The sequence below is a fragment of the Streptomyces sp. NPDC019890 genome (assembly GCF_044903445.1).
In the GTDB taxonomy this organism is placed as follows: Bacteria; Actinomycetota; Actinomycetes; order Streptomycetales; family Streptomycetaceae; genus Streptomyces.
In genome coordinates this window covers 190,038-209,331 of sequence record NZ_JBJDQK010000007.1, presented here as the reverse complement: position 1 = coordinate 209,331, position 19,294 = coordinate 190,038, and the positions used below count along the sequence as shown (strand labels likewise).

20 protein-coding genes are annotated in these 19,294 nt (G+C 72.3%); 8 read left to right on the top strand and 12 right to left on the bottom strand.

Features of this window, described 5'->3' with window-relative positions:
- Positions 1–388: 388 nt before the first annotated feature.
- A complete protein-coding gene (locus ACI2LP_RS20930; protein WP_404725989.1) occupies positions 389–1,117 on the bottom strand; it encodes a VIT1/CCC1 transporter family protein in 729 nt (242 codons plus the stop codon).
- A 208-nt stretch (positions 1,118–1,325) separates the two neighbouring features.
- Here ACI2LP_RS20930 and ACI2LP_RS20925 point away from each other — a divergent pair, with 208 nt between their 5' ends.
- Genes ACI2LP_RS20925 through ACI2LP_RS20895 form a run of 7 tightly spaced genes read left to right on the top strand, consistent with a single transcriptional unit; the run spans position 1,326 to position 9,289 of the window.
- Positions 1,326–2,360 (top strand): ADP-ribosylglycohydrolase family protein, encoded by a 1,035-nt coding sequence (locus tag ACI2LP_RS20925; RefSeq protein ID WP_404725988.1) that lies wholly within the window; start codon positions 1,326–1,328, stop codon positions 2,358–2,360.
- The gene (locus ACI2LP_RS20920; protein ID WP_404725987.1) at positions 2,357–3,847 is read left to right on the top strand and encodes an ADP-ribosylglycohydrolase family protein; all 1,491 of its coding nucleotides are present in this window, start codon (positions 2,357–2,359) and stop codon (positions 3,845–3,847) included. The genes ACI2LP_RS20925 and ACI2LP_RS20920 overlap by 4 nt, the downstream gene beginning before the upstream one ends.
- Complete coding sequence (locus ACI2LP_RS20915) at positions 3,813–4,976, top strand: ADP-ribosylglycohydrolase family protein (RefSeq protein ID WP_404725986.1); 1,164 nt, start codon at positions 3,813–3,815, stop codon at positions 4,974–4,976. Before ACI2LP_RS20920 ends, ACI2LP_RS20915 begins: the two co-directional genes overlap by 35 nt.
- Positions 4,973–6,415 carry an ADP-ribosylglycohydrolase family protein gene (locus tag ACI2LP_RS20910; protein ID WP_404725985.1) on the top strand — a complete coding sequence of 481 codons (1,443 nt, stop codon included), beginning with the start codon at positions 4,973–4,975 and terminating at the stop codon, positions 6,413–6,415. Before ACI2LP_RS20915 ends, ACI2LP_RS20910 begins: the two co-directional genes overlap by 4 nt.
- Positions 6,412–7,299, top strand: a complete 888-nt coding sequence (gene rbsK / locus ACI2LP_RS20905) for a ribokinase (RefSeq protein WP_404725984.1) — start codon at positions 6,412–6,414, stop codon at positions 7,297–7,299. The genes ACI2LP_RS20910 and rbsK overlap by 4 nt, the downstream gene beginning before the upstream one ends.
- The gene (locus ACI2LP_RS20900) at positions 7,296–8,492 is read left to right on the top strand and encodes a CaiB/BaiF CoA transferase family protein (RefSeq protein WP_404725983.1); all 1,197 of its coding nucleotides are present in this window, start codon (positions 7,296–7,298) and stop codon (positions 8,490–8,492) included. The genes rbsK and ACI2LP_RS20900 overlap by 4 nt, the downstream gene beginning before the upstream one ends.
- The gene (locus ACI2LP_RS20895) at positions 8,489–9,289 is read left to right on the top strand and encodes an HpcH/HpaI aldolase/citrate lyase family protein (protein WP_404725982.1); all 801 of its coding nucleotides are present in this window, start codon (positions 8,489–8,491) and stop codon (positions 9,287–9,289) included. Before ACI2LP_RS20900 ends, ACI2LP_RS20895 begins: the two co-directional genes overlap by 4 nt.
- A 71-nt stretch (positions 9,290–9,360) precedes the next feature.
- Here the strand turns inward: ACI2LP_RS20895 and lgt are convergent, their stop codons facing one another.
- The 11 genes from lgt to hisI form a co-directional block, all read right to left on the bottom strand.
- Positions 9,361–10,404 (bottom strand): prolipoprotein diacylglyceryl transferase, encoded by a 1,044-nt coding sequence (lgt, locus tag ACI2LP_RS20890; protein WP_404725981.1) that lies wholly within the window; start codon positions 10,402–10,404, stop codon positions 9,361–9,363.
- A 133-nt stretch (positions 10,405–10,537) separates the two neighbouring features.
- Positions 10,538–11,377: a DsbA family protein gene (locus tag ACI2LP_RS20885; RefSeq protein WP_404725980.1), complete on the bottom strand. Its 840-nt coding sequence runs from the start codon at positions 11,375–11,377 to the stop codon at positions 10,538–10,540.
- Positions 11,378–11,441: 64 nt separating this feature from the next.
- Positions 11,442–12,257, bottom strand: coding sequence for a tryptophan synthase subunit alpha (trpA, locus tag ACI2LP_RS20880; RefSeq protein WP_404725979.1), 816 nt, complete (start codon positions 12,255–12,257; stop codon positions 11,442–11,444).
- Positions 12,254–13,495, bottom strand: coding sequence for a tryptophan synthase subunit beta (gene trpB, locus ACI2LP_RS20875; RefSeq protein WP_404725978.1), 1,242 nt, complete (start codon positions 13,493–13,495; stop codon positions 12,254–12,256). The genes trpA and trpB overlap by 4 nt, the downstream gene beginning before the upstream one ends.
- Positions 13,496–13,874: 379 nt before the next feature.
- Positions 13,875–14,108, bottom strand: coding sequence for a tryptophan biosynthesis modulator TrpM (gene trpM, locus ACI2LP_RS20870; protein WP_404725977.1), 234 nt, complete (start codon positions 14,106–14,108; stop codon positions 13,875–13,877).
- A 7-nt stretch (positions 14,109–14,115) separates the two neighbouring features.
- Positions 14,116–14,925, bottom strand: coding sequence for an indole-3-glycerol phosphate synthase TrpC (trpC, locus tag ACI2LP_RS20865; protein WP_404725976.1), 810 nt, complete (start codon positions 14,923–14,925; stop codon positions 14,116–14,118).
- A gap of 112 nt (positions 14,926–15,037) precedes the next feature.
- Complete coding sequence (locus ACI2LP_RS20860) at positions 15,038–15,490, bottom strand: DUF2752 domain-containing protein (protein WP_404725975.1); 453 nt, start codon at positions 15,488–15,490, stop codon at positions 15,038–15,040.
- Between the two features lie 122 nt (positions 15,491–15,612).
- The gene (locus ACI2LP_RS20855) at positions 15,613–15,891 is read right to left on the bottom strand and encodes an HGxxPAAW family protein (RefSeq protein ID WP_404725974.1); all 279 of its coding nucleotides are present in this window, start codon (positions 15,889–15,891) and stop codon (positions 15,613–15,615) included.
- A gap of 135 nt (positions 15,892–16,026) precedes the next feature.
- Complete coding sequence (locus ACI2LP_RS20850; RefSeq protein WP_404725973.1) at positions 16,027–16,674, bottom strand: TIGR02234 family membrane protein; 648 nt, start codon at positions 16,672–16,674, stop codon at positions 16,027–16,029.
- 17 nt (positions 16,675–16,691) lie between these two features.
- The gene (locus ACI2LP_RS20845; RefSeq protein ID WP_404725972.1) at positions 16,692–18,176 is read right to left on the bottom strand and encodes an anthranilate synthase component I; all 1,485 of its coding nucleotides are present in this window, start codon (positions 18,174–18,176) and stop codon (positions 16,692–16,694) included.
- Positions 18,177–18,187: 11 nt separating this feature from the next.
- Positions 18,188–18,559 carry a phosphoribosyl-AMP cyclohydrolase gene (hisI, locus tag ACI2LP_RS20840; RefSeq protein WP_404726215.1) on the bottom strand — a complete coding sequence of 124 codons (372 nt, stop codon included), beginning with the start codon at positions 18,557–18,559 and terminating at the stop codon, positions 18,188–18,190.
- A gap of 76 nt (positions 18,560–18,635) precedes the next feature.
- Here hisI and ACI2LP_RS20835 point away from each other — a divergent pair, with 76 nt between their 5' ends.
- The gene (locus ACI2LP_RS20835; protein ID WP_404725971.1) at positions 18,636–19,271 is read left to right on the top strand and encodes a TIGR03085 family metal-binding protein; all 636 of its coding nucleotides are present in this window, start codon (positions 18,636–18,638) and stop codon (positions 19,269–19,271) included.
- The last annotated feature ends 23 nt before the right edge of the window (positions 19,272–19,294 follow it).

Genomic DNA, 19,294 nt, shown 5'->3' with positions numbered 1-19,294 from the left:
TGGCCCTCCGCGAAATTTCGTGCAGGTTACATGATGGAGTGCTTCTCGGAAAGCGGATAGCCCATTCCAGCATGCGGACACCGCGCATAGCGGTGAGAGTGGGTCACAGCCGGACAGATCGATATCCGCTGGCCCGTCGCAGAGCAGGCTTCGTTGCCCACAGCGCCTACGGCTCATGCCCGGTGGTTAAGGACTCGAAACCACGGGGTAACGGCTACTTATGTAGCCCCTCGCATAGTGTCTCATCCAAGGCGGACTTCGTAGCGGGGACGTACGTCACAACCTTGCCGACCGCCGAGGGGAAACACAAGGACGCACCGGTCCTCGAGGGAGCCGGTGCGCCGTGCGCCGGATGTGTCGCGCCCGCCTCAGAGGGTGGCCGCCCGCGTCAGAAGGCGGCGCCGAACAGCGTTCCGAGGCCGTAGGTGACGGCCGCGGCGGCGCCGCCGAGGACCAGCTGGCGCAGTCCGCTGTACCACCAGCTGCGCGCGGTCACCCGGGCGACGAGCGCACCGCAGCCGAAGAGCCCGACTAGCGCGAGCAGCACCGCGGGCCACAGGGCGGTCGCGCCGAGGAGATAGGGCAGTACGGGCAGCAGCGCGCCCAGCGCGAACGAGCCGAAGGACGAGACCGCGGCGACGGTCGGCGACGGCAGGTCGTCCGGGTCGATGCCGAGCTCCTCGCGGGCATGGATCTCCAGGGCCTGCTCGGGGTCCCTGGAGAGCTGCATCGCGACCTCGCGGGCGAGCGCGGGCTCGACGCCGCGGGCGACGTAGAGGGCGGCGAGCTCCTCCATCTCGTCGACCGGGTGCTTTCGCAACTCCCGCCGCTCGACGTCGAGTTCGGCCTGGACGAGCTCGCGCTGGGAGGCGACGGAGGTGTACTCGCCGGCGGCCATGGAGAACGCGCCCGCGGCGAGACCGGCAAGTCCGGTGATGACGATGGTCTGCTGGGACACCGCGCCGCCCGCCACACCGGTCATCAGGGCAAGGTTGGAGACAAGGCCGTCCATCGCACCGAAGACGGCGGGGCGCAGCCAGCCACCGTTGACATCACGGTGGGTGTGATTGTCGCGGTGCGCGACGTGGAGCGTCGCCTCGGTTTCGATGATGGACACAGCTCTCCCCTTCTCCGGCAGCGGACTTGGTGCGCCCGCTCCCCCTCAACACCCTCGAAAATACGCGCGAGGTAAGGGGCGCGCCAGCAAGGCAGGCCGTACTTACCTGGAGTCGAGCGGGTGACAGGGGCGTTTCTCAGACTCGTTGTCCGCCGCGCGTGGCACAGATCCAGGAAGAGGCTCGGTGCGCATGAAAGGGGCCCGGCCCATGGAGTTGATTGCATGCGATCCCGCTGATCCTGCCGGTCGGGCCTGCGCACTTCGCGAGCGGGCCTGTGGCGCACTGCTGGGCCTCGCGGTGGGCGATGCGCTGGGGGCTCCCGCCGAGAACATGCGGCCGTCCGAGATCCGCCGGCGGTGGGGCCGTATCGAGGGCTTCGTGAGCGAGGACCCGGCGGGCACGGACGACACGGAGTACGCGATCTTCTCGGGTCTGCTGCTCGCCAGGCACGGCTCGGCGCTGACCGTCGCCCATGTCGAGAACGCGTGGCACCACTGGATCGCGGACCTGGACGAAGGCCCGTTCCGCGGGGCGGGTTTCAGTGAACGCGGCACCCTGGAAAACCTCCGCCGCGGCCTCGAAGCTCCCATCTCCGCGCAGCACCGCCACGCATGGAGCGACGGCCTGGCGATGCGCGCGGCCCCGTTCGGCGTCTTCGCGGCGGGCCACCCGGCGGAGGCGGCACGGCTGGTCGCCATCGACGGCAGCGTCAGCCACGACGGCGAGGGCATTTACGGCGGCCAGGCGGTCGCGGCCGGGGTGGCGGCCGCGATGGCGGGCGGCGGCCCCGCCTCGGTGATCGGCGCCGCGCTGTCCGTCGTACCCATGGACTCCTGGACGGCGCGCTCCCTGCGCCGCGCGGTGGTGGCCGCGCGGCGCACCCACGCGGACACACTGGCGATGGAACGCGCGGTCCGCTCGGCGGTGGTCATCGGCGGCTATCCGTGGACGGACCTGGCCCCGGAGGCGGTGGGCCTGGCCTTCGGCGCGTTTGCGGCGGCGCGCGGAGACTTCCGTACGTCGGTGCTCACCGCGGTCAACATGGGCCGCGACGCGGACACCACGGCGGCGGTGGCGGGCGCGCTGGCCGGCGCGATGTCGGGAGCGTCGTCGATCCCGCCGACCTGGTCCACGGCCATCGGCCCGGTCCGCGGCAGCTGCCTCCCCTCGATGGCGGGCTACCACGTGCTGGACATCGCGGAACTGCTGACGCCGGACGACGACAGCCAGGCGGCGTCATGAACGGGGCACCGGGCTTCGGGACTGCGGGGGATGCGGACCTCGGGGCCGCGGGGGATGCGGACCTGGGGAAGGCGGGGGATGCGGCGCCGGAGAGCGCGGGGGATGCGGACCTCGACGCTGCCGGGGACCCGGACCCCGGGGACGCGAGGGACGCAGATCTAGGGGCGGCGGGCGCCGCGGGCGCCGCAGCGGCCGGGTGCGAGGCGCCCGGCTGCGGGCCCGCAGCCGAGCCGGACGCAGCCACACACCAGCCCGCTCGCTCGGGCGAGGCGCCTGCGCCGAGCACCGCACCCGAACCCGGCGGGCGACCCCGCCCCGCGGTGCCCCGCACCCCGTCGCGGCCCATCGAGGGACTCCTCCTCGGGCTCGCCGCCGGCGACGCCGCCGGGTGGCCCGCCGCGCGGCATCGCGCCGCACGGATGCCCGAATGGACCCGCCGGCTCACCCGTGAGCTCGACACCTTCGCCGAGCAGAACGCCACCACCACCCTCCCCGTCCCCATCGCCCTCAACCAGCCCCCCGAACCCCTCCGCCTCGGCCCCTCGGACGACGCCGAATGGGCCGCCTTCGCCGCCGAGACCGTGCTCACCGCCGCCGGTGACCTCTTCGCCGGCCTCGCCCCCGCCCGCCGTATGCGCGCCGCCGTCGACCTCGCCTGGAACTCCCTCGCCAGCGAAGTCGCCGCCGCGGCCGACCGCGCCCCCGAGGTCGAGTCCGCCGTACTCCCCCTCCGCGCCCGCATCTCCGTACGCGCCGGGCTCGGCAACCTCGCCACCGGACTGCGCCCGCCCGCCACCGGCCACGACAACCCGCACTACTTCGACGACGCCGCCTGCATCCGCGCCGTCGTCCTCGCCGTCGTGCACCCCGGCGACCCGGCCGCCGCCGCCGCGCTCGCCGAGTTCGACGCGCGCTACAGCCAGGACGGCGACGGGGTGCACGGCGCCCGCGCCATGGCCGCCGCCGTGGCCGCCGCGCTCGGTGGCGCGCCCGTCGACGACGCGGTGGACGCCGCCCTCGCCGAACTCCCCGACACCACCGAGATCGGCCGCAACGCCCAGCACGCCGTCAAGCTCGCCCGCGACGCGCACGGCGCCTTCGAGCTCGTCCCCCTGCTCGAGCACCAGATCGTCGACCACGTCTACAGCTACGGGATCGCCGCCGCCGAGACCGTCCCCGTCGCCCTCGCCGTCGCCACCGCCGCCCGCGGCCGGGTCGCCGAAGCCGTACCCGCCGCCGCCTGTCTGTCCCGCGTCGCCGACTCCGCACCCGCTCTCGCCGGCGCGCTGACCGGCGCGCTCGGCGGCGGCGACTCGGTCCCGGGCACCTGGCGCGAGGCCTGCCGTACGCTCGCCGGCTGCGCCCTCCCCCGCCTCGCCGGCACCGACCTCGTGGAACTCGCCGGGCTGCTCGCACACACGGAACTGACCGCCCCGGGTGGACAATTCCGACATGACGACGACACTCGCGACGCTCGCACTCGATGACCGGATCACCGGCAGCCTGATCGGCGCGGCGGTCGGTGACGCGCTCGGCGGCCCGGTCGAGGGCTACACACCGGAGCAGATCGTGGAGCGGCACGGCGGCCGTGTCCACGGCATCGTCGGCCCGTGGCACGGCTCCGACTGGCGCACCGCCCGCCCCATCGCGCCGTTCCACAAGGGCGACGGGCACATCACCGACGACACCCTGATGACGCACGCGTTGATCCGTGTGTACGCCACCGTCCGCGACCACCTCGGCGCGTACGCCGTCGCCGACCATCTGGTCCCGGACCTGATCTCGAACCCCCGCTGGATCCCCGAGCTGGAGGCGGAGGCGCTGCCCCTGCAGCGTGTCTTCCTCGCCGAGAAGTGGATGGTCGCCCGCCTCCACTACGGGCACAACGACCCGCGCGAGGCCGGCGTCGGCAACATCGTCAACTGCGGCGCGGCGATGTACATGGCTCCGGTCGGCCTGGTCAACGCGGCGAATCCCGCGGGCGCCTACGCCGAGGCGGTCGACATCGCGGGCGCCCACCAGTCCTCGTACGGGCGTGAGGCGGCAGGCGTCTTCGCGGCGGCGGTCGCCGCGGCCTGCGTGCCCGGCGCGACACCGGCCTCGGTCGTGGACGCGGCGCTGTCCCTGGCCAAGGACGGCACCAACGCGGCGATCGAGGAGGTCGCCGAAGCCGCTGTGCGCCACACGGACTTCGAGTCGGCGCTCGCCCCGCTGCGGGCCGCGGTCGCCCCCTTCGACACCGTGGGCCCGGACTACCGCGCACCGTCCCTCGCGGCCCGCCGCCCCTCCCGGCTCCACTCGATCGAGGAACTGCCCATCGCCCTCGGCATGCTCGTGGTCGGCGGTGGCGACTACCGCCGTACGGTGCTCGGCGCCGTCAACTACGGCCGCGACTGCGACTCGATCGCCACGATGGCCGGGGCGATCGCGGGCGCGCTGCACGGCGAGTCCGCCGTCCCCGAGGACTGGGCGAAAACGGTCGCCGAAGCCAGCCGCATCGACCTGCACGCCCCCGCGAGGGAACTGGCCGAGGTCACCCGCGAGGTCTTCGCCCGCGACACGGCCCGCCGCCGCAGCCACGAGTCGGCTTTCGCCCTGCTGACGGACACCCGATGACGGGCCTGCGCCTCACCTGGGTCCAGCCGGAGGACCTGCTCGGCCACGAACTGCGCCAGGCCGCGGAGGACGGCCGCGACGCCGGGGCGGTCCGCACCCGCTGGACCCGGGCGGGCGGCTCGCCGGCCCCACCGAGCGCGGGAGCGTCGCCCGCCCCGGCACCGCCCCAGCTGCGCGCCCTGGCCCGCGAACTCCTCGACGAACTGGCCGTCCTCCCCTGCCCCTTGACGGCGTACGAGCCCACCTCACTCCCCTCGATCCAGGCGGCCTGTACCGCCTGGCCCTCGCCCGCGCCGCACAAGCCGCCCATGCCTGGCGGGCCCGGGGACCCGCCCCCCACCGCGCACGAAGCGCCACCCCGAGGCCGGTCCCCGGCCGGGGAAGCCGCCCCTCACGCCCTCCACGCCGCCTGGCTCGGCCGGGCCGTCGGCTGTCTCCTCGGCAAACCCGTCGAAAAGCTCCCCCTCCACGCCATCCGCGCCCTCGCCCGCGCCACCGGCAACTGGCCGCTGAGCACCTGGTTCACCGCCAAGGGTCTGCCCCCTGACCTGGCCGCCGCCCACCCCTGGAACCGGCGCTCCGCCGCCACATCGCTCGCCGAGAACATCGACGGCATGCCCGAGGACGACGACCTCAATTACCCGCTGTTGAATCTGCTGCTCCTCCAGCGCCACGGAAAGGCGTTCACCACCGCCCAGCTCGGCGGGCTCTGGCTCGACGAGCTCCCCGCCGGCCGTACTTTCACCGCCGAGCGCATCGCCTACCGCAACCTCCTCGAAGGCATCGAGCCGCCCTGCACCGCCGCCCACCGCAATCCCTTCCGGGAGTGGATCGGTGCCGCCATCCGCGCCGATGTGCACGGTTGGACGCACCCCGGCGACCCCGCGGCCGCCGCCGCCCAGGCGCATCGCGACGCGTCGCTCACGCACACCGCGAACGGCGTCTACGGCGCGATGTTCATCGCCGCCGCCATCGCCACCGCGGCCACCCGCACCGCCGATGTGCACGACGCCCTCGCCGCCGGCCTCACCGTCGTCCCCCCTTCCTCACGCCTCTCCCGGGCCATCCGCTTCGGCATCGGCACCGCCCGTGCCGAGCCCGACTTCGACACCGTCGTGGACCGCATCCACTCGGTCCTCGGCCACTACCACTGGGTCCATGTCGTCCCCAACGCCGCCCTGCTGGCCGCCGCCCTCACGCACGCCGACGGCGACTTCACCGGGTCCATCTGCCGTGCCGTCTCCGGCGGCCTCGACACCGACTCCAACGGCGCGACCGCCGGCTCCCTCGCGGGCCTGCTAGCCGGCCACCCCGACAGGCTCCCCGGCCACTGGACCGCGCCGCTCAAGAACCGTCTCGCCACCTCCGTCGCCGGTTTCGACGGCATCGGCTTCGACACTCTCGCCCACCTCACACATCAGGAGGCACTGCGCCCATGACCGCCATCGCCGTGCTCGGCAGCACCAACATGGACCTCGTCGCGTACGTAGCCCACGCGCCGAAACGCGGAGAGACAGTCACGGGGCGGGAGTTCCGGACGATCCCCGGCGGCAAGGGCTCCAACCAGGCCGTCGCCGCCGCCCGCGCCGGCGGTGAGGTCTCGATGATCGGCGCGGTCGGCTCGGACGATTTCGGCGCCCTCCTCCGCCATACGCTCGTCTCCTCCGGCGTCGACATCGACCTGCTGCGCACCGCGGAAGGCCCCTCCGGCACCGCGCACATCGTCGTCGACGACGAGGGCGCCAACTCCATCGTGGTGATCCCCGGCGCGAACGGCACCGTCACTGCCCTCGCCCCGGGCGACGAAGCCCTCATCGCCACCGCCGACATGCTGCTCCTCCAGCTCGAACTCCCGCTCAGCGCCGTGCTCGACGGCGCCGAAGCTGCCCGCCGCCACGGCGTGCGAACCATCCTCACCCCCTCCCCCGCCCAGCCCCTGCCTCCCGAACTCCTCGCCGTCACCGACCTGTTGGTGCCCAATGAGCACGAGGCGGCCACCCTCACCGGCGTCTCCGACCCGCACACCGCTGCCGAGGAACTGCTGCGGCTGGTCCCCGAGGTCGTGATCACGCTCGGCTCGGCGGGCAGCCTGTACGCGACCCGGGGCGCGACCCCCCTCACCGTCCCCGCCCCCGAGGTCACCGCCGTGGACACCACCGGCGCCGGTGACACCTTCGTCGGCGCCCTCGCCGTCGCCCTCGGCGAGGGCAAGCCCATGCCTCAGGCCCTCGGCTGGGCCGCCGCGGCCGCCGCCCTGTGCGTCCAGCGCCCGGGAGCCTCCACGTCGATGCCGTACCGCTCCGAGATCGACGCCGCCTCATGACGCCGCCGCCCACTCCGCTGCGGGGGCTTCGCGTCCTCGACCTGGCCACCCTCTTCGCGGGACCGCTCGCGGCCACCATGCTCGGCGACTTCGGCGCGGAGGTCATCAAGATCGAGCACCCCACCAGACCCGACCCCTCCCGGGGCCATGGCCCCGACAAGGACGGCGTCGGCCTGTGGTGGAAGCTGCTCGGCCGCAACAAGCGCACCATCACGCTCGATCTGTCCACGCCCGGCGGCCGCGAGACCCTCCTCCGGCTCGCCGCCACCGCCGATGTGATCATCGAGAACTTCCGCCCCGGCACCCTGGAGAAGTGGCAGCTCGGCTGGGAGGAGCTGAACCGCGCCAACCCCCGCCTCGTCCTGACCCGCGTCACCGGCTTCGGACAGTTCGGCCCCTACTCCCACCGCCCCGGCTTCGGCACCCTCGCCGAGGCCATGAGCGGCTTCGCCTCCATCACCGGCGAGCCCGAAGGTCCGCCCACCCTGCCGCCGTTCGGCCTCGCCGACTCGATCGCGGCGCTCGCCACCTCGTACGCCGTCATGACCGCACTCGCCGCCCGCACCGCCACAGGCAGCGGCCAGGTCGTCGACATGGCGATCATCGAGCCGATCCTGACCGTGCTCGGCCCCCAGCCTCTGTGGTACGACCAACTCGGTTACGTACAGCCGCGCACCGGCAACCGCTCCCGCAACAACGCCCCGCGCAACACCTACCGCACCGCCGACGGCTCCTGGCTGGCCGTCTCCACATCCGCCCAGTCCATCGCCGAACGCGTCATGCAGCTGGTCGGCCGGCCCGACCTGATCGACGAGCCGTGGTTCGGCACCGGCAGCGGCCGCGCCGAGCACGCCCATGTGCTCGACGAGGCGGTCGGCGGCTGGATCGCCCGCCGCACCCGCGCGGAGACCATGGCCGCCTTCGAGAAGGCCGAAGCGGCGATCGCCCCGATCTACGACATCCGCGACGTCATGGAAGACCCCCAGTACCAGGCGCTGGACACCATCACCGAGGTCGCCGATCCCGAACTCGGCCCCCTGCGTATGCAGAACGTCCTCTTCCGCCTGTCCGAGACCCCCGGCGCCATCCGCTGGGCGGGCCGCCCGCACGGCGCCGACACGGACGCGGTCCTCACCGAACTCGGCCTGTCCCGGGCCGACATCAGCGCACTGCGCACCCAGGGCGCCCTATGACGACCCCCCTCACCTATCTGTACGCCCCAGGGGACCGCCCCGAGGTCGTGCACAAGGCACTCGCCTCCGGGGCCGACGTCGTGATCGTCGACCTGGAGGACGCGGTGTCCCCCGACCGCAAGACCTACGCCCTGGCCGCCACGGCCGAACTTCTCGCTTCCCCTCAGACTCTCCCTGTCCATGTCCGCATCAACACCCCCCATGACATCGAGGCCCTTGTCACGCTCCCCGGCCTCTGTGCTCTGCGTGTTCCCAAGGTCGCACACGCCACTGACATCCGGCGGATCGCGGCCGACGCCCCGGGCGTCCCCCTCTATCCGCTCCTCGAATCGGCGCTCGCCATCGAGCACGCGTACGCGATCGCCACCGCCCACCCCGCCGTCCACGGCATCGCACTCGGCGAGGCCGACCTCCGCGCCGACCTCGGCGTACGGGACGGCACATCCCTCGACTGGCCGCGCACCCGCATCGTCATCGCCGCCCGTGCGGCCGGTCTCCCACCCCCGGCCCAGTCCGTCTTCCCCGACATCCGCGACCTGGACGCCCTCTACGCCTCCTGCACCCACGGCCGCGCGCTGGGCTTTCTCGGCCGGGCGGCCATCCACCCCCGCCAACTCCCGGTCATCGAGCGGGCGTTCCGCCCCACGCCCGAGGAGATCGAGGCGGCGGAGGAGATCGTCAAGGCGGCCGCCACGGGCGAGGGCGCGCTGGCCCTGCCGGACGGCCGCTTCGTCGACGCCGCGATCGTGGCAGCGGCGCGGCGGACACTCTGCCTCGCCCAAAGGGCGTGCGGGTAGCACAACGCGAGGCCGCCAGAACCCTTCGGTCCTGGCGGCCTCGTAGCAGGTGCCCCAGCAGGTGCCTGCGGTCAGCCCTTCTTGGCCGACTCCGCGTCCGCCTTCTCGTCGCCGTCGGCCGCGTCGTTCGCCGGGGTGTCCTCGTCCTCATCCTTCGCCGAAGCCGAGGTGTCCTCGGCAGCGCCGTCGGCGGAAGCGTCGTCCGCGTCCTCGTCGGCGGCGTCCGTGGGGCCGGCATCGGCGGCCTTGTCCGCCGGGTCCGCCGCCGTCTCGGACTGCTCGGACTTCGCGGAGGCCTCGGGCCGCTCCGGCTCGACGATCTCCTCGCGCCCCGGCCGCACCCGCGACGAGATCACGATGTACGCCACCGCCAGCACGAAGACCACGATCGAGGTCCATACGTTCAGACGCAGCCCCAGTACATGGTGCGCCTCGTCGACCCGCATGTACTCGATCCAGCCCCGGCCCAGGCAGTACGCCGCGACGTACAGCGCGAACGCCCGCCCGTGCCCGAGCTTGAAGCGCCGGTCGGCCCAGATGACCAGCAGCGCGACGCCGATGCACCACAGGGACTCGTACAGGAACGTCGGGTGGTAGAGGCCCGCCTCGCGGTTCGTACCCTCGGTGATCTTGAGGGCCCACGGCAGATCCGTCGGCTTCCCGTACAGCTCCTGGTTGAACCAGTTGCCCCAGCGGCCGATCGCCTGCGCGAAGGCGATCGCGGGTGCGAGGGCGTCCGCCCAGGCCGGCAGCGGGATCCCGCGGCGGCGGCAGCCGATCCAGGCGCCGACCGCGCCCAGCGCGATCGCACCCCAGATACCGAGGCCGCCCTCCCAGATCTTGAAGGCGTCGACCCAGTTCTCACCCTCGCTGAAGTACAGCTGGTAGTCGGTGATCACGTGGTAGAGCCGGCCGCCGACGAGGCCGAAAGGCACGGCCCAGACGGCGATGTCCGCCACGGTGCCGGCTTTGCCGCCCCGCGCGATCCAGCGCTTGTTGCCGTACCAGACTGCGACGAAGACGCCGATGATGATGCAGAAGGCATAGCCGCGCAGCGGGAGCGGTCCGAGGTGGATCACTCCGGTCGACGGGCTGGGAATGTAGGCAAGTTCCATGGCAGGACCGACGCTACCCTGCCGGGTGGGAGGCACGGCAACCCACCCGGCAACGTATGGATAACGAGCCGCGTTTCGTCCTACGCGGGCCTGCGTCTGCGGCGGGAAGCCTGCGTCGTACGGCGGGAAGCCGTCAGGAGGCCCCGGAGCTCGGGCTCGGCGTGGGCAACCGGGTGCCCGGCTTCTTGCCCTTGTTCGCCGCTTCGACCCACTTCTTGAGGTTGGCCACGGAGATCTGCTCGCCGCCCTTGTTCGGGAAGATGGGCTCCCCGTTGAGCAGCAGGGTGGGTGTGCCACGGAAGCCGCCGTTGACGAAGGCGGTGTTCGACTTGGCCACCCAGGCGTCGTGCTTCCCGTCCTCCACACAGCTGCGGAATGCGGGGGTGTCGAGACCCTCGACCTTGCCCGCGAGCTCGATCAGCCTGCTGTTCTTGCCGAAGGCGTCTTCCTGCTCCGGCGGCTGGTTCTGGTAGAGGACGTCGTGGTACGCGTCGAACTTGCCGGCGTCCTGCGCGCAGGCCGCGGCGTTCGCGGCGCGGAGGGAGCCGCTGCCGCCCATGTTCCCGTCGATGATGGTGGCAAGGTGGTACTCGACCTTCAGCTTGCCCGCCTTCTCCAGCTCGTGGAGGGTGTCCCGGAAGGCGTTCTCGAACTGCCCGCAGACCGGGCAGCGGAAGTCCTCCCAGACCGTGAGCGTGGCGGGGGCGTCGCTCGCGCCCACCGGGATGGCGAGCTGGTCCTTGCCCTGTACGCCCGCGGGCGCGAGGAGCGGGCCGGCGTCGGAGCCGTCCTTCGACGCGTTCTTGCCGGCGTTGGCGGCGATCACGCCGACGACGGCGGCGAGACCGAGTACACCGACGACCGCTGCGGCGACGATCAGCGTTCGCCGGCGTTTCTCACGGGCCCTCTGCGACGCACGTTCCTGCTGGAGTCGCTCGCGCGCGGACCGCTTCCGTTCCTGATTCTCGCTCACGTCCCGCAAACGAACCGGGGAGGCATGTCGCATGCCTCCCCGGTCCGAGTTCCACTCGTACGAGCTACCGGGCCCGACGCACGCCCTGGGCGAGATCGGCCGCGAGTTCCCGTACGGCCAGCAGGCCCGCGGAGAGGTCAGGTGCGTCGAGGAGCCGCTTGACGAACGCGGACCCGACGATCACGCCGTCGGCGAAGCCGGCCACCTCCGCGGCCTGATCGGGGTTGGAGACGCCCAGGCCCACGCAGACCGGCAGGTCAGTGGCTGCGCGGGTACGCGCTACCAGGTCCTGGGCCTGCGCACCCACCGACTCACGGGTGCCGGTGACACCCATCAGTGATGCCGCGTACACAAAGCCGGAACCGGCCGCCGTGATCTTCGCCAGCCGGGCGTCCTTGCTGCTCGGCGCGACGACGAAAACCGTGGCGAGGCCGTGCTTCTCGGCATGCTCACGCCACAGACCGGCCTCCTCGACCGGCAGGTCGGGCAGGATGCAGCCCGCGCCGCCCGCTTCGGCCAGCTCTGCGGTGAAGCGCTCGATGCCGTACCGGTCGATCGGATTCCAGTACGTCATGACGAGCACCGGCTTCCCGGTGGCCTCGTGCGCCTCGCGGACCGTACGCATCACGTCGGCGATCTTCACGCCGCCGCGCAGCGCGATGTCGTCGGCGGTCTGGATGACCGGGCCGTCGAGGACGGGGTCGCTGTGCGGCAGTCCGACCTCGACCACATCGGCGCCACCGTCCAGCGCGGCCTTGATCGCCTCGATGCCGCCGTCGACAGTGGGGAAGCCGGCCGGGAGATACGCGATGAGCGCGGCCCGGTCCTCGTCCCTGGCCTGCGCCAGGGTCTCGTTCAACAGCTTGATGTTCCCGCTCACTTCGCGTCCCCCTCGCCGTCGTAGAGCCCGAAGTACCGGGCGGCGGTGTCCATGTCCTTGTCGCCACGGCCGGACAGATTGACCAGGATCAGCCCGTCCTTGCCCAGCTCCTTGCCCACCTCCAGCGCTCCGGCGAGCGCGTGCGCGGACTCGATCGCCGGGATGATGCCCTCGGTACGGGACAGCAGCCGCAGCGCCTGCATGGCCTCGTCGTCGGTCACCGCGCGATACTCACCGCGGCCGATGTCCTTGAGGTACGAGTGCTCGGGGCCGATGCCCGGGTAGTCGAGTCCGGCGGAGATCGAGTACGGCTCGGTGATCTGGCCCTCCTCGTCCTGCAGCACGTACGAGCGCGAACCGTGCAGGATGCCGGGCTCGCCCGCGGTCAAGGTCGCCGCGTGCTCGCCGGACTCGATGCCGTGGCCCGCGGGCTCGCAGCCCACGAGGCGTACGGCCGCGTCCGGGATGAAGGCGTGGAACAGCCCGATCGCGTTGGATCCGCCGCCGACGCAGGCGACGGCCGCGTCCGGCAGCCGGCCTGCCCGCTCCAGGATCTGGCGGCGGGCCTCGACGCCGATGACGCGGTGGAAGTCGCGGACCATGGCGGGGAAGGGGTGGGGTCCGGCGACCGTGCCGAAGAGATAGTGCGTACGGTCCACATTGGCGACCCAGTCGCGGAACGCCTCGTTGATGGCGTCCTTCAGGGTCCGGCTGCCGGAGGTCACCGGGATGACCTCGGCACCGAGGATCCGCATCCGCGCCACGTTCAGGGCCTGGCGCTGGGTGTCGATCTCGCCCATGTAGATCGTGCACTCGAGGCCGAAGAGGGCGCAGGCGGTCGCGGTGGCGACGCCGTGCTGGCCGGCGCCGGTCTCGGCGATGACACGAGTCTTGCCCATGCGCTTGGTGAGCAGCGCCTGCCCGAGAACGTTGTTGATCTTGTGCGATCCCGTGTGGTTCAGGTCCTCCCGCTTCAGGAAGACCCGCGCACCGCCGGCGTGCTCGGCGAACCGGGGCACTTCGGTGAGCGCGCTGGGTCGGCCGGTGTAGTTGACCATGAGGTCGTTGAGCTCGGCGACGAAGGCGGGGTCCGCCTTTGCCTTGTCGTACTCGACGGCGACCTCGTCGACTGCGGCGACGAGGGCCTCGGGGATGAATTTTCCGCCGAAGGCGCCGAAGTAGCCCTCGGGGCTGGGGACTTGACCGTCCGGGTCCGGGATGAAGAAGTCGCTCGACATGCGACATGCTCCTTGTCGGGGCGTTATGCCCCAGAAGTCTGGTGTGCGATGGACACGGTATGCGCGCGTCGTGGGTGACCGGGCGGGGATTTCCCCAACCCCGCCCCATCCCGTAACCGGGGGCCAGCCCCCGGACCCGCCCCCTACGCCCTGCGGGCGTGGGGGGACCCCCAGCGCCTCAATCTCCCCCAGACTCCGTCCGGGGGGACCCCCACGGGGCTGGTTTTCGCCGGTCGGCCTGAGGATTCAGGCCGACCGGCGGGAAATTCAAGCCCGTCCGGCGACTGAGGACATGCGGCCGAAGGTCGCATACGGGTTCGGGGCGGAGCCCCGATTCGGGAAGGGCGGGTAGGGGAACAGCCCCGCGCAGCGGCACCGCCTAGCGCGCGCAGGCCCCGCGCCATCGCATGCCGTTGACCTGGCCCGGCTCCGAGCCGATGACATACCGCACCCGGCGGCCGTGCACCCGCCTCGCCGGCGCCCGGCAGCCGCGCGGCTTGCAGCCCCGCGCCAGCGGTGCGTGCGGGTCCCGCGCGGGTAGTCCGGCGCGCACACCGGCCGGCCGCGGGCAGCGGCCCGCGGTGGTCGGTCGGCAGACGTGGTGGACGGTCATCGAGGGGTCAGCTCCGCCCGTGCCGCAGCGCCGGGTGCGCCCCCGCGGCCACCAGGTCGGCGACTGCCGACTTCGGGTCGCGGCCGGTGACCAGGGACTCGCCGACGAGCACCGCGTCGGCGCCCGCGTTGGCGTAGGCGATCAGATCGTGCGGACCGCGCACACCGGACTCGGCGATCTTGACGATGTGCGCCGGGATCTCGGGCGCGACGCGATCGAACGTCGCCCGGTCGACCTTGAGCGTCTTCAGGTCGCGCGCATTGACGCCGATGATCTTCGCGCCGGCCTCCACCGCCCGCTCGACCTCGTCCTCGTCGTGCACCTCGACCAGCGGCGTCAGCCCGATCGACTCCGCGCGCTCGATCAGCGAGACCAGCGCCTCCTGCTCCAGCGCGGCAACGATCAGCAGCACGAGGTCGGCGCCGTACGCCCTGGCCTCCCACAGCTGGTACGCGGTGACGATGAAGTCCTTGCGCAGCACCGGGATGTCCACCCGGGCGCGAACGGCCTCCAGGTCCTCGAGCGAGCCGCCGAAGCGGCGTTGCTCGGTCAGTACGGAGATGATGGCCGCGCCGCCCGCCTCGTAGTCCGCGGCGAGCCCGGCCGGGTCGGCGATCGCGGCGAGCGCGCCCTTCGACGGGCTGGAGCGCTTGACCTCGCAGATCACATGGACGCCCTCGCCACGCAGCGCGGCGACGCCGTCCTTGGCCGCAGGAGCCTTGCCGGCGCGCTCCTTGAGCTCGTCGAGGCTGACACGCGCCTGCCGCTCTGCGAGGTCGGCGCGCACGCCTTCAATGATCTCGTCGAGCACACTCACGCGAGCAGCCCCCTTCCGGGACGGTGATGGTTCAGGATCAGCCATGTCGATGGTATCCGCAGGAGGGCCCGGGGTTCGCATCCGGTTGACGGCTGTCCCACTACCTGGGACTTCACGGAGCCAGGGCAGAGCCGAACGGAAGGTTCCGCACCACGCTGAAGATCAGCCCGACGCCGCCGAGCGCCCACCACCACACCGGTGCCACGGCGATCCGCATGGGCACGCCCCGTACCGCGCGAATCAGCCACACCACCCATACCGCGGCGAAGACTCCGTAGCCCACGACGGCCATGGCATTGGACCCGAGCGCGGTGGTCAGATCGCCGTGGATGAAGGCGTGCGCGCTGCGCAGGCCGCCACAGCCGGGGCAGTAGATCCCGGTGAAACGGAGCAGGGGGCAGACCGGGTAGTGGCCCGGTTCATTGGGATCGACCGTGCCGACGTAGGCGAAGGCCGCCGCGACTCCTGCCAGGGTGGCCAGGGGGGCGGCAAGACGCCGTCTGAGCGGCCCGGGACCGGGCTCGCCGGGAAAGCGCGCAGGAGGCGCAGGGGGCGGGGAAGGCATGGCGTCCACCCCGTGATTCTGCCCGTTCACACGAAAAGGCGCAGCCCGGTGGGAACGGGGCTGCGCCTTGCGTACGGCAGGGCCGCGGCGGACGTCGGACGGATGACGTCGGGCGGACGATGTCAGGCGGACGTCTCCGCCGTGACCGGCTGCGCCGTGGCGGTCGCCGGGGCCGCCTGCACCCGGGCCCGCACCTGCGCCTCGGACTCCTTCGGCATGCCCAGGCCCGCGGCCTTCATCGCGCCGCCGACAACGCCGCCGAGGAGGATGACGACGATGCCGCCCCAGAAGCCGAGCGGATTTGCGGCCACCATGAAGACGCCTGCGATGCAGAAACCGATGAAGGCGATGGTGACGCCGGTCCAGGCGGCCGGGGTGTGTCCGTGGCTGCTGCCCGCCATGTGTGTGCTCCTCCGTGATGCTCTGTGGCTGATTGCCCTGTGGTGAGCCGGACGCTCACCCATCATTGTCCCGTACGCCGTGGAATGAGGTGACGTGGGGTGTGTCACGCCGGCTGTGTCTGCCGCCGCGGCGCCTCACGCTTCTTGCGTCGGGTCCTCGCCGCGGTCCAGGGCCTTCCAGAGGTCCTCGGGCCGGTCCGGGTCCACGACCGCAGCCTTCCTGGGCCTCGGGGTGCCGTCGCGCTCGTACCGCCCGGACATCGCGGGCCACCGCTTGCCGTACCGCAGCGCGAGCAGGCCCGCGAACAGGATCAGCAGGCCGCCGGCCACGGTCACATAGGGCCAGGGCGTGTGCGCGAGGGCGTCGACGGTGGCGGAGCTGTCGCCGGTGGCCTTTGCCGCCTTCTCGTCGAGTGCCGCGCTGTCGGAGGCCCCCAGGAAGGCGGCGAGCGCCGCGCCCGCGCCGCTGAGGGCCAGCAGTGCGGAGACGAGCAGCCGGCCGGCCCTGCGGACCGCGAAGACGGCGACGAGGGCGGCCAGGCCGACGATCGCAAGCGCCGTCGGGACGCCGGTGACATCGCTGCCCTGGGCGTCGAGCGGCAGGCTGCCGCCGCCGACGGCCGCCGTGCCCTCGGCCCAGATCTGGCCGGCGGCGAGCAGGACGACGGTCGCGCCCACGGCGCCGAGAAGCAGGGCTGCGGCGAGGCTGCGTCGGCTGCTCAGGGCGGCGGAGGCGGCTTCGGCGCGTGGCTGGGGTACGGGTACAGCACTCACATACCCCACTATCCCTTACCGCCGATTCAGCCGCCCAGGCGGTTCGCCGTGTGTACGGCGCGGAGCACCGCGGCCGCCTTGTTGCGGCACTCGGTGTCCTCGCCGACCGGGTCCGAGTCCGCCACGACGCCGGCTCCGGCCTGCACATATGCAGTGCCGTCGCGCAGCAGCGCGGTGCGGATGGCGATCGCGGTGTCGGAGTCCCCGGCGAAGTCGAGATAGCCGACACAGCCGCCGTACAGCCCGCGCCGTGAGGGCTCCAGCTCGTCGATGATCTGCATCGCGCGGGGCTTGGGCGCACCGGACAGCGTGCCCGCGGGGAAGCAGGCGGTGAGCACGTCGAATGCGGTACGGCCCTCGGCGACCCGGCCGGTCACGGTGGAGACGATGTGCATGACGTGGGAGTACCGCTCGATCGACATGAAGTCGACGACCTCGACGGTGCCCGGCGCACAGACCCGGCCCAGGTCGTTGCGGCCGAGGTCGACGAGCATCAGATGCTCGGCGCGCTCCTTGGGGTCTGCCAGCAGCTCGTCGGCGAGCGCCTGGTCCTCCTGCGGCGTTGCGCCGCGCGGCCGGGTCCCGGCGATCGGGTGGACCATGGCGTGCCCGTCCTCGACCTTGACGAGGGCTTCGGGGGAGGAGCCCACCACGTCGAAGCCGTCGAAGCGGAAGAGGTACATGTACGGCGACGGGTTGGTGGCCCGCAGCACGCGGTAGACGTCCAACGCGCTTGCGCGGCAAGGAGTTTCGAACCGCTGCGACGGCACGACCTGGAAGGCCTCGCCCGCGCGGATGCGCTCCTTGATGTCGTCGACCGCGTCCTGGTAGGCCTTGCCGCCCCACAGCGCGGAGAACTCCGGCAGCTCGGAGGGCGGCAGCGCGGCGGGCACCGATGCCAGCGGCCGGGCGAGATCACTCTCCATGGCGTCCAGACGGGCGACGGCGTCCGCGTACGCCTCGTCCACGCCCGTGTCGAGGTCGTTGTGGTTGATGGCGTTGGCGATCAGCAGGACACTGCCGTCCCAGTGGTCGAGCACAGCGAGGTCCGAGGTGAGCAGCATGGTCAGCTCGGGGAGCTTGAGGTCGTCGCGCTCGCCGGGGCCGATCTTCTCCAGCCTGCGGACGATGTCGTACCCGAGATAGCCGACCATGCCGCCGGTGAAGGGCGGCATGCCGGAGGCGAGGTCGCGCGGGGTGTGCAGCGCCTCGACGGTCGTGCGCAGGGCCTCGAGCGGGTCGCCGTCGACCGGGACGCCGACCGGCGGGGTGCCGAGCCAGTGGGCCTGGCCGTCACGCTCGGTGAGCGTGCCCGCGCTGCGGACGCCCACGAACGAGTAGCGCGACCAGGAGCGGCCGTTCTCGGCGGACTCGAGGAGGAAGGTGCCGGGCCGCTCGGCGGCGAGCTTGCGGTAGAGCCCGACCGGGGTGTCGCCGTCCGCGAGGAGGCGGCGGCTGACGGGGATGACACGGCGGTCGGCGGCCAGCTTGCGGAAGGTCTCGAGATCCATGGCGCCAGACCCTACTTGTCCAGAAGAACGTCGGCGTCGAAGCAGGTGCGGTCCCCTGTGTGGCAGGCGGCCCCGATCTGGTCGACCTTGACGAGGATCGCGTCGGCGTCGCAGTCCAGTGCGACCGACTTGACGTGCTGGACATGGCCCGAGGTGTCGCCCTTGACCCAGTACTCCCGGCGGCTGCGGGACCAGTAGGTGCAGCGGCCGGTGGTCAGGGTGCGGTGCAGGGCCTCGTCGTCCATCCAGCCGAGCATCAGCACCTCGCCGGTGTCGTACTGCTGGGCGACGGCCGGGAGCAGGCCGTCGGCGCTGCGCTTGAGGCGGGCGGCGACGGCGGGATCGAGGGAGCTTGCGGGGACACTGCTGGTCATAGGGCCCATTGTGCCGTGCCCGGCGAATGCGACGGGCGGTGCGTCCACTGGGCGGACCCGGCGCCCCGGCCGTACGCTGGCGGGCATGTCGACCCATGCCAAGCGTGAACGACTTATCCTCGCGGACCTGTTGGAGACGGTGGGCCCCGATGCCCGGACTCTGTGTGAAGGCTGGCAGACCCGGGACCTCGCCGCCCATGTGGTGGTGCGCGAGCGGCGGCCCGACGCCGCGGGCGGGATTGTGCTCGGCGCGCTCAGGGACCGTTTGGAGCGGGTGCAGGCGGAGTTCGCCGCGAAGCCGTACGAGGAGCTGATCCGGCTGATCCGTACGGGACCACCGCGGATGTCGTTCTACGGGATCAAGCAGATCGACGAGGCGGCGAACACCGTCGAATTCTTCGTGCACTCCGAGGATGTGCGGCGGGCGCAGCCGGAATGGACGCCGCGCCCGCTTGACCAGGTGTTCGAGAACGCGCTGTGGTCGCGTCTTGAGAAGGCGGCCAGACTGCTGGGGCGCAGGTCGCCGGTGGGTCTGGTGCTGCGGCGTACGGACGGGCAGACGGCGGTGGGCCACCGCGGCACTCCGGTGGTGACCGTGACCGGGGAGCCGAGTGAGCTGACGATGTTCGCGTTCGGGCGGCAGGACGTGGCCCAGGTGGACCTGGAGGGCGACAAGGAGTCGATCGCCCGGCTGCACGAGGTCAGCCCCTTCGGCATGTGACCAGGGACTTCCGCCCGGCGGCA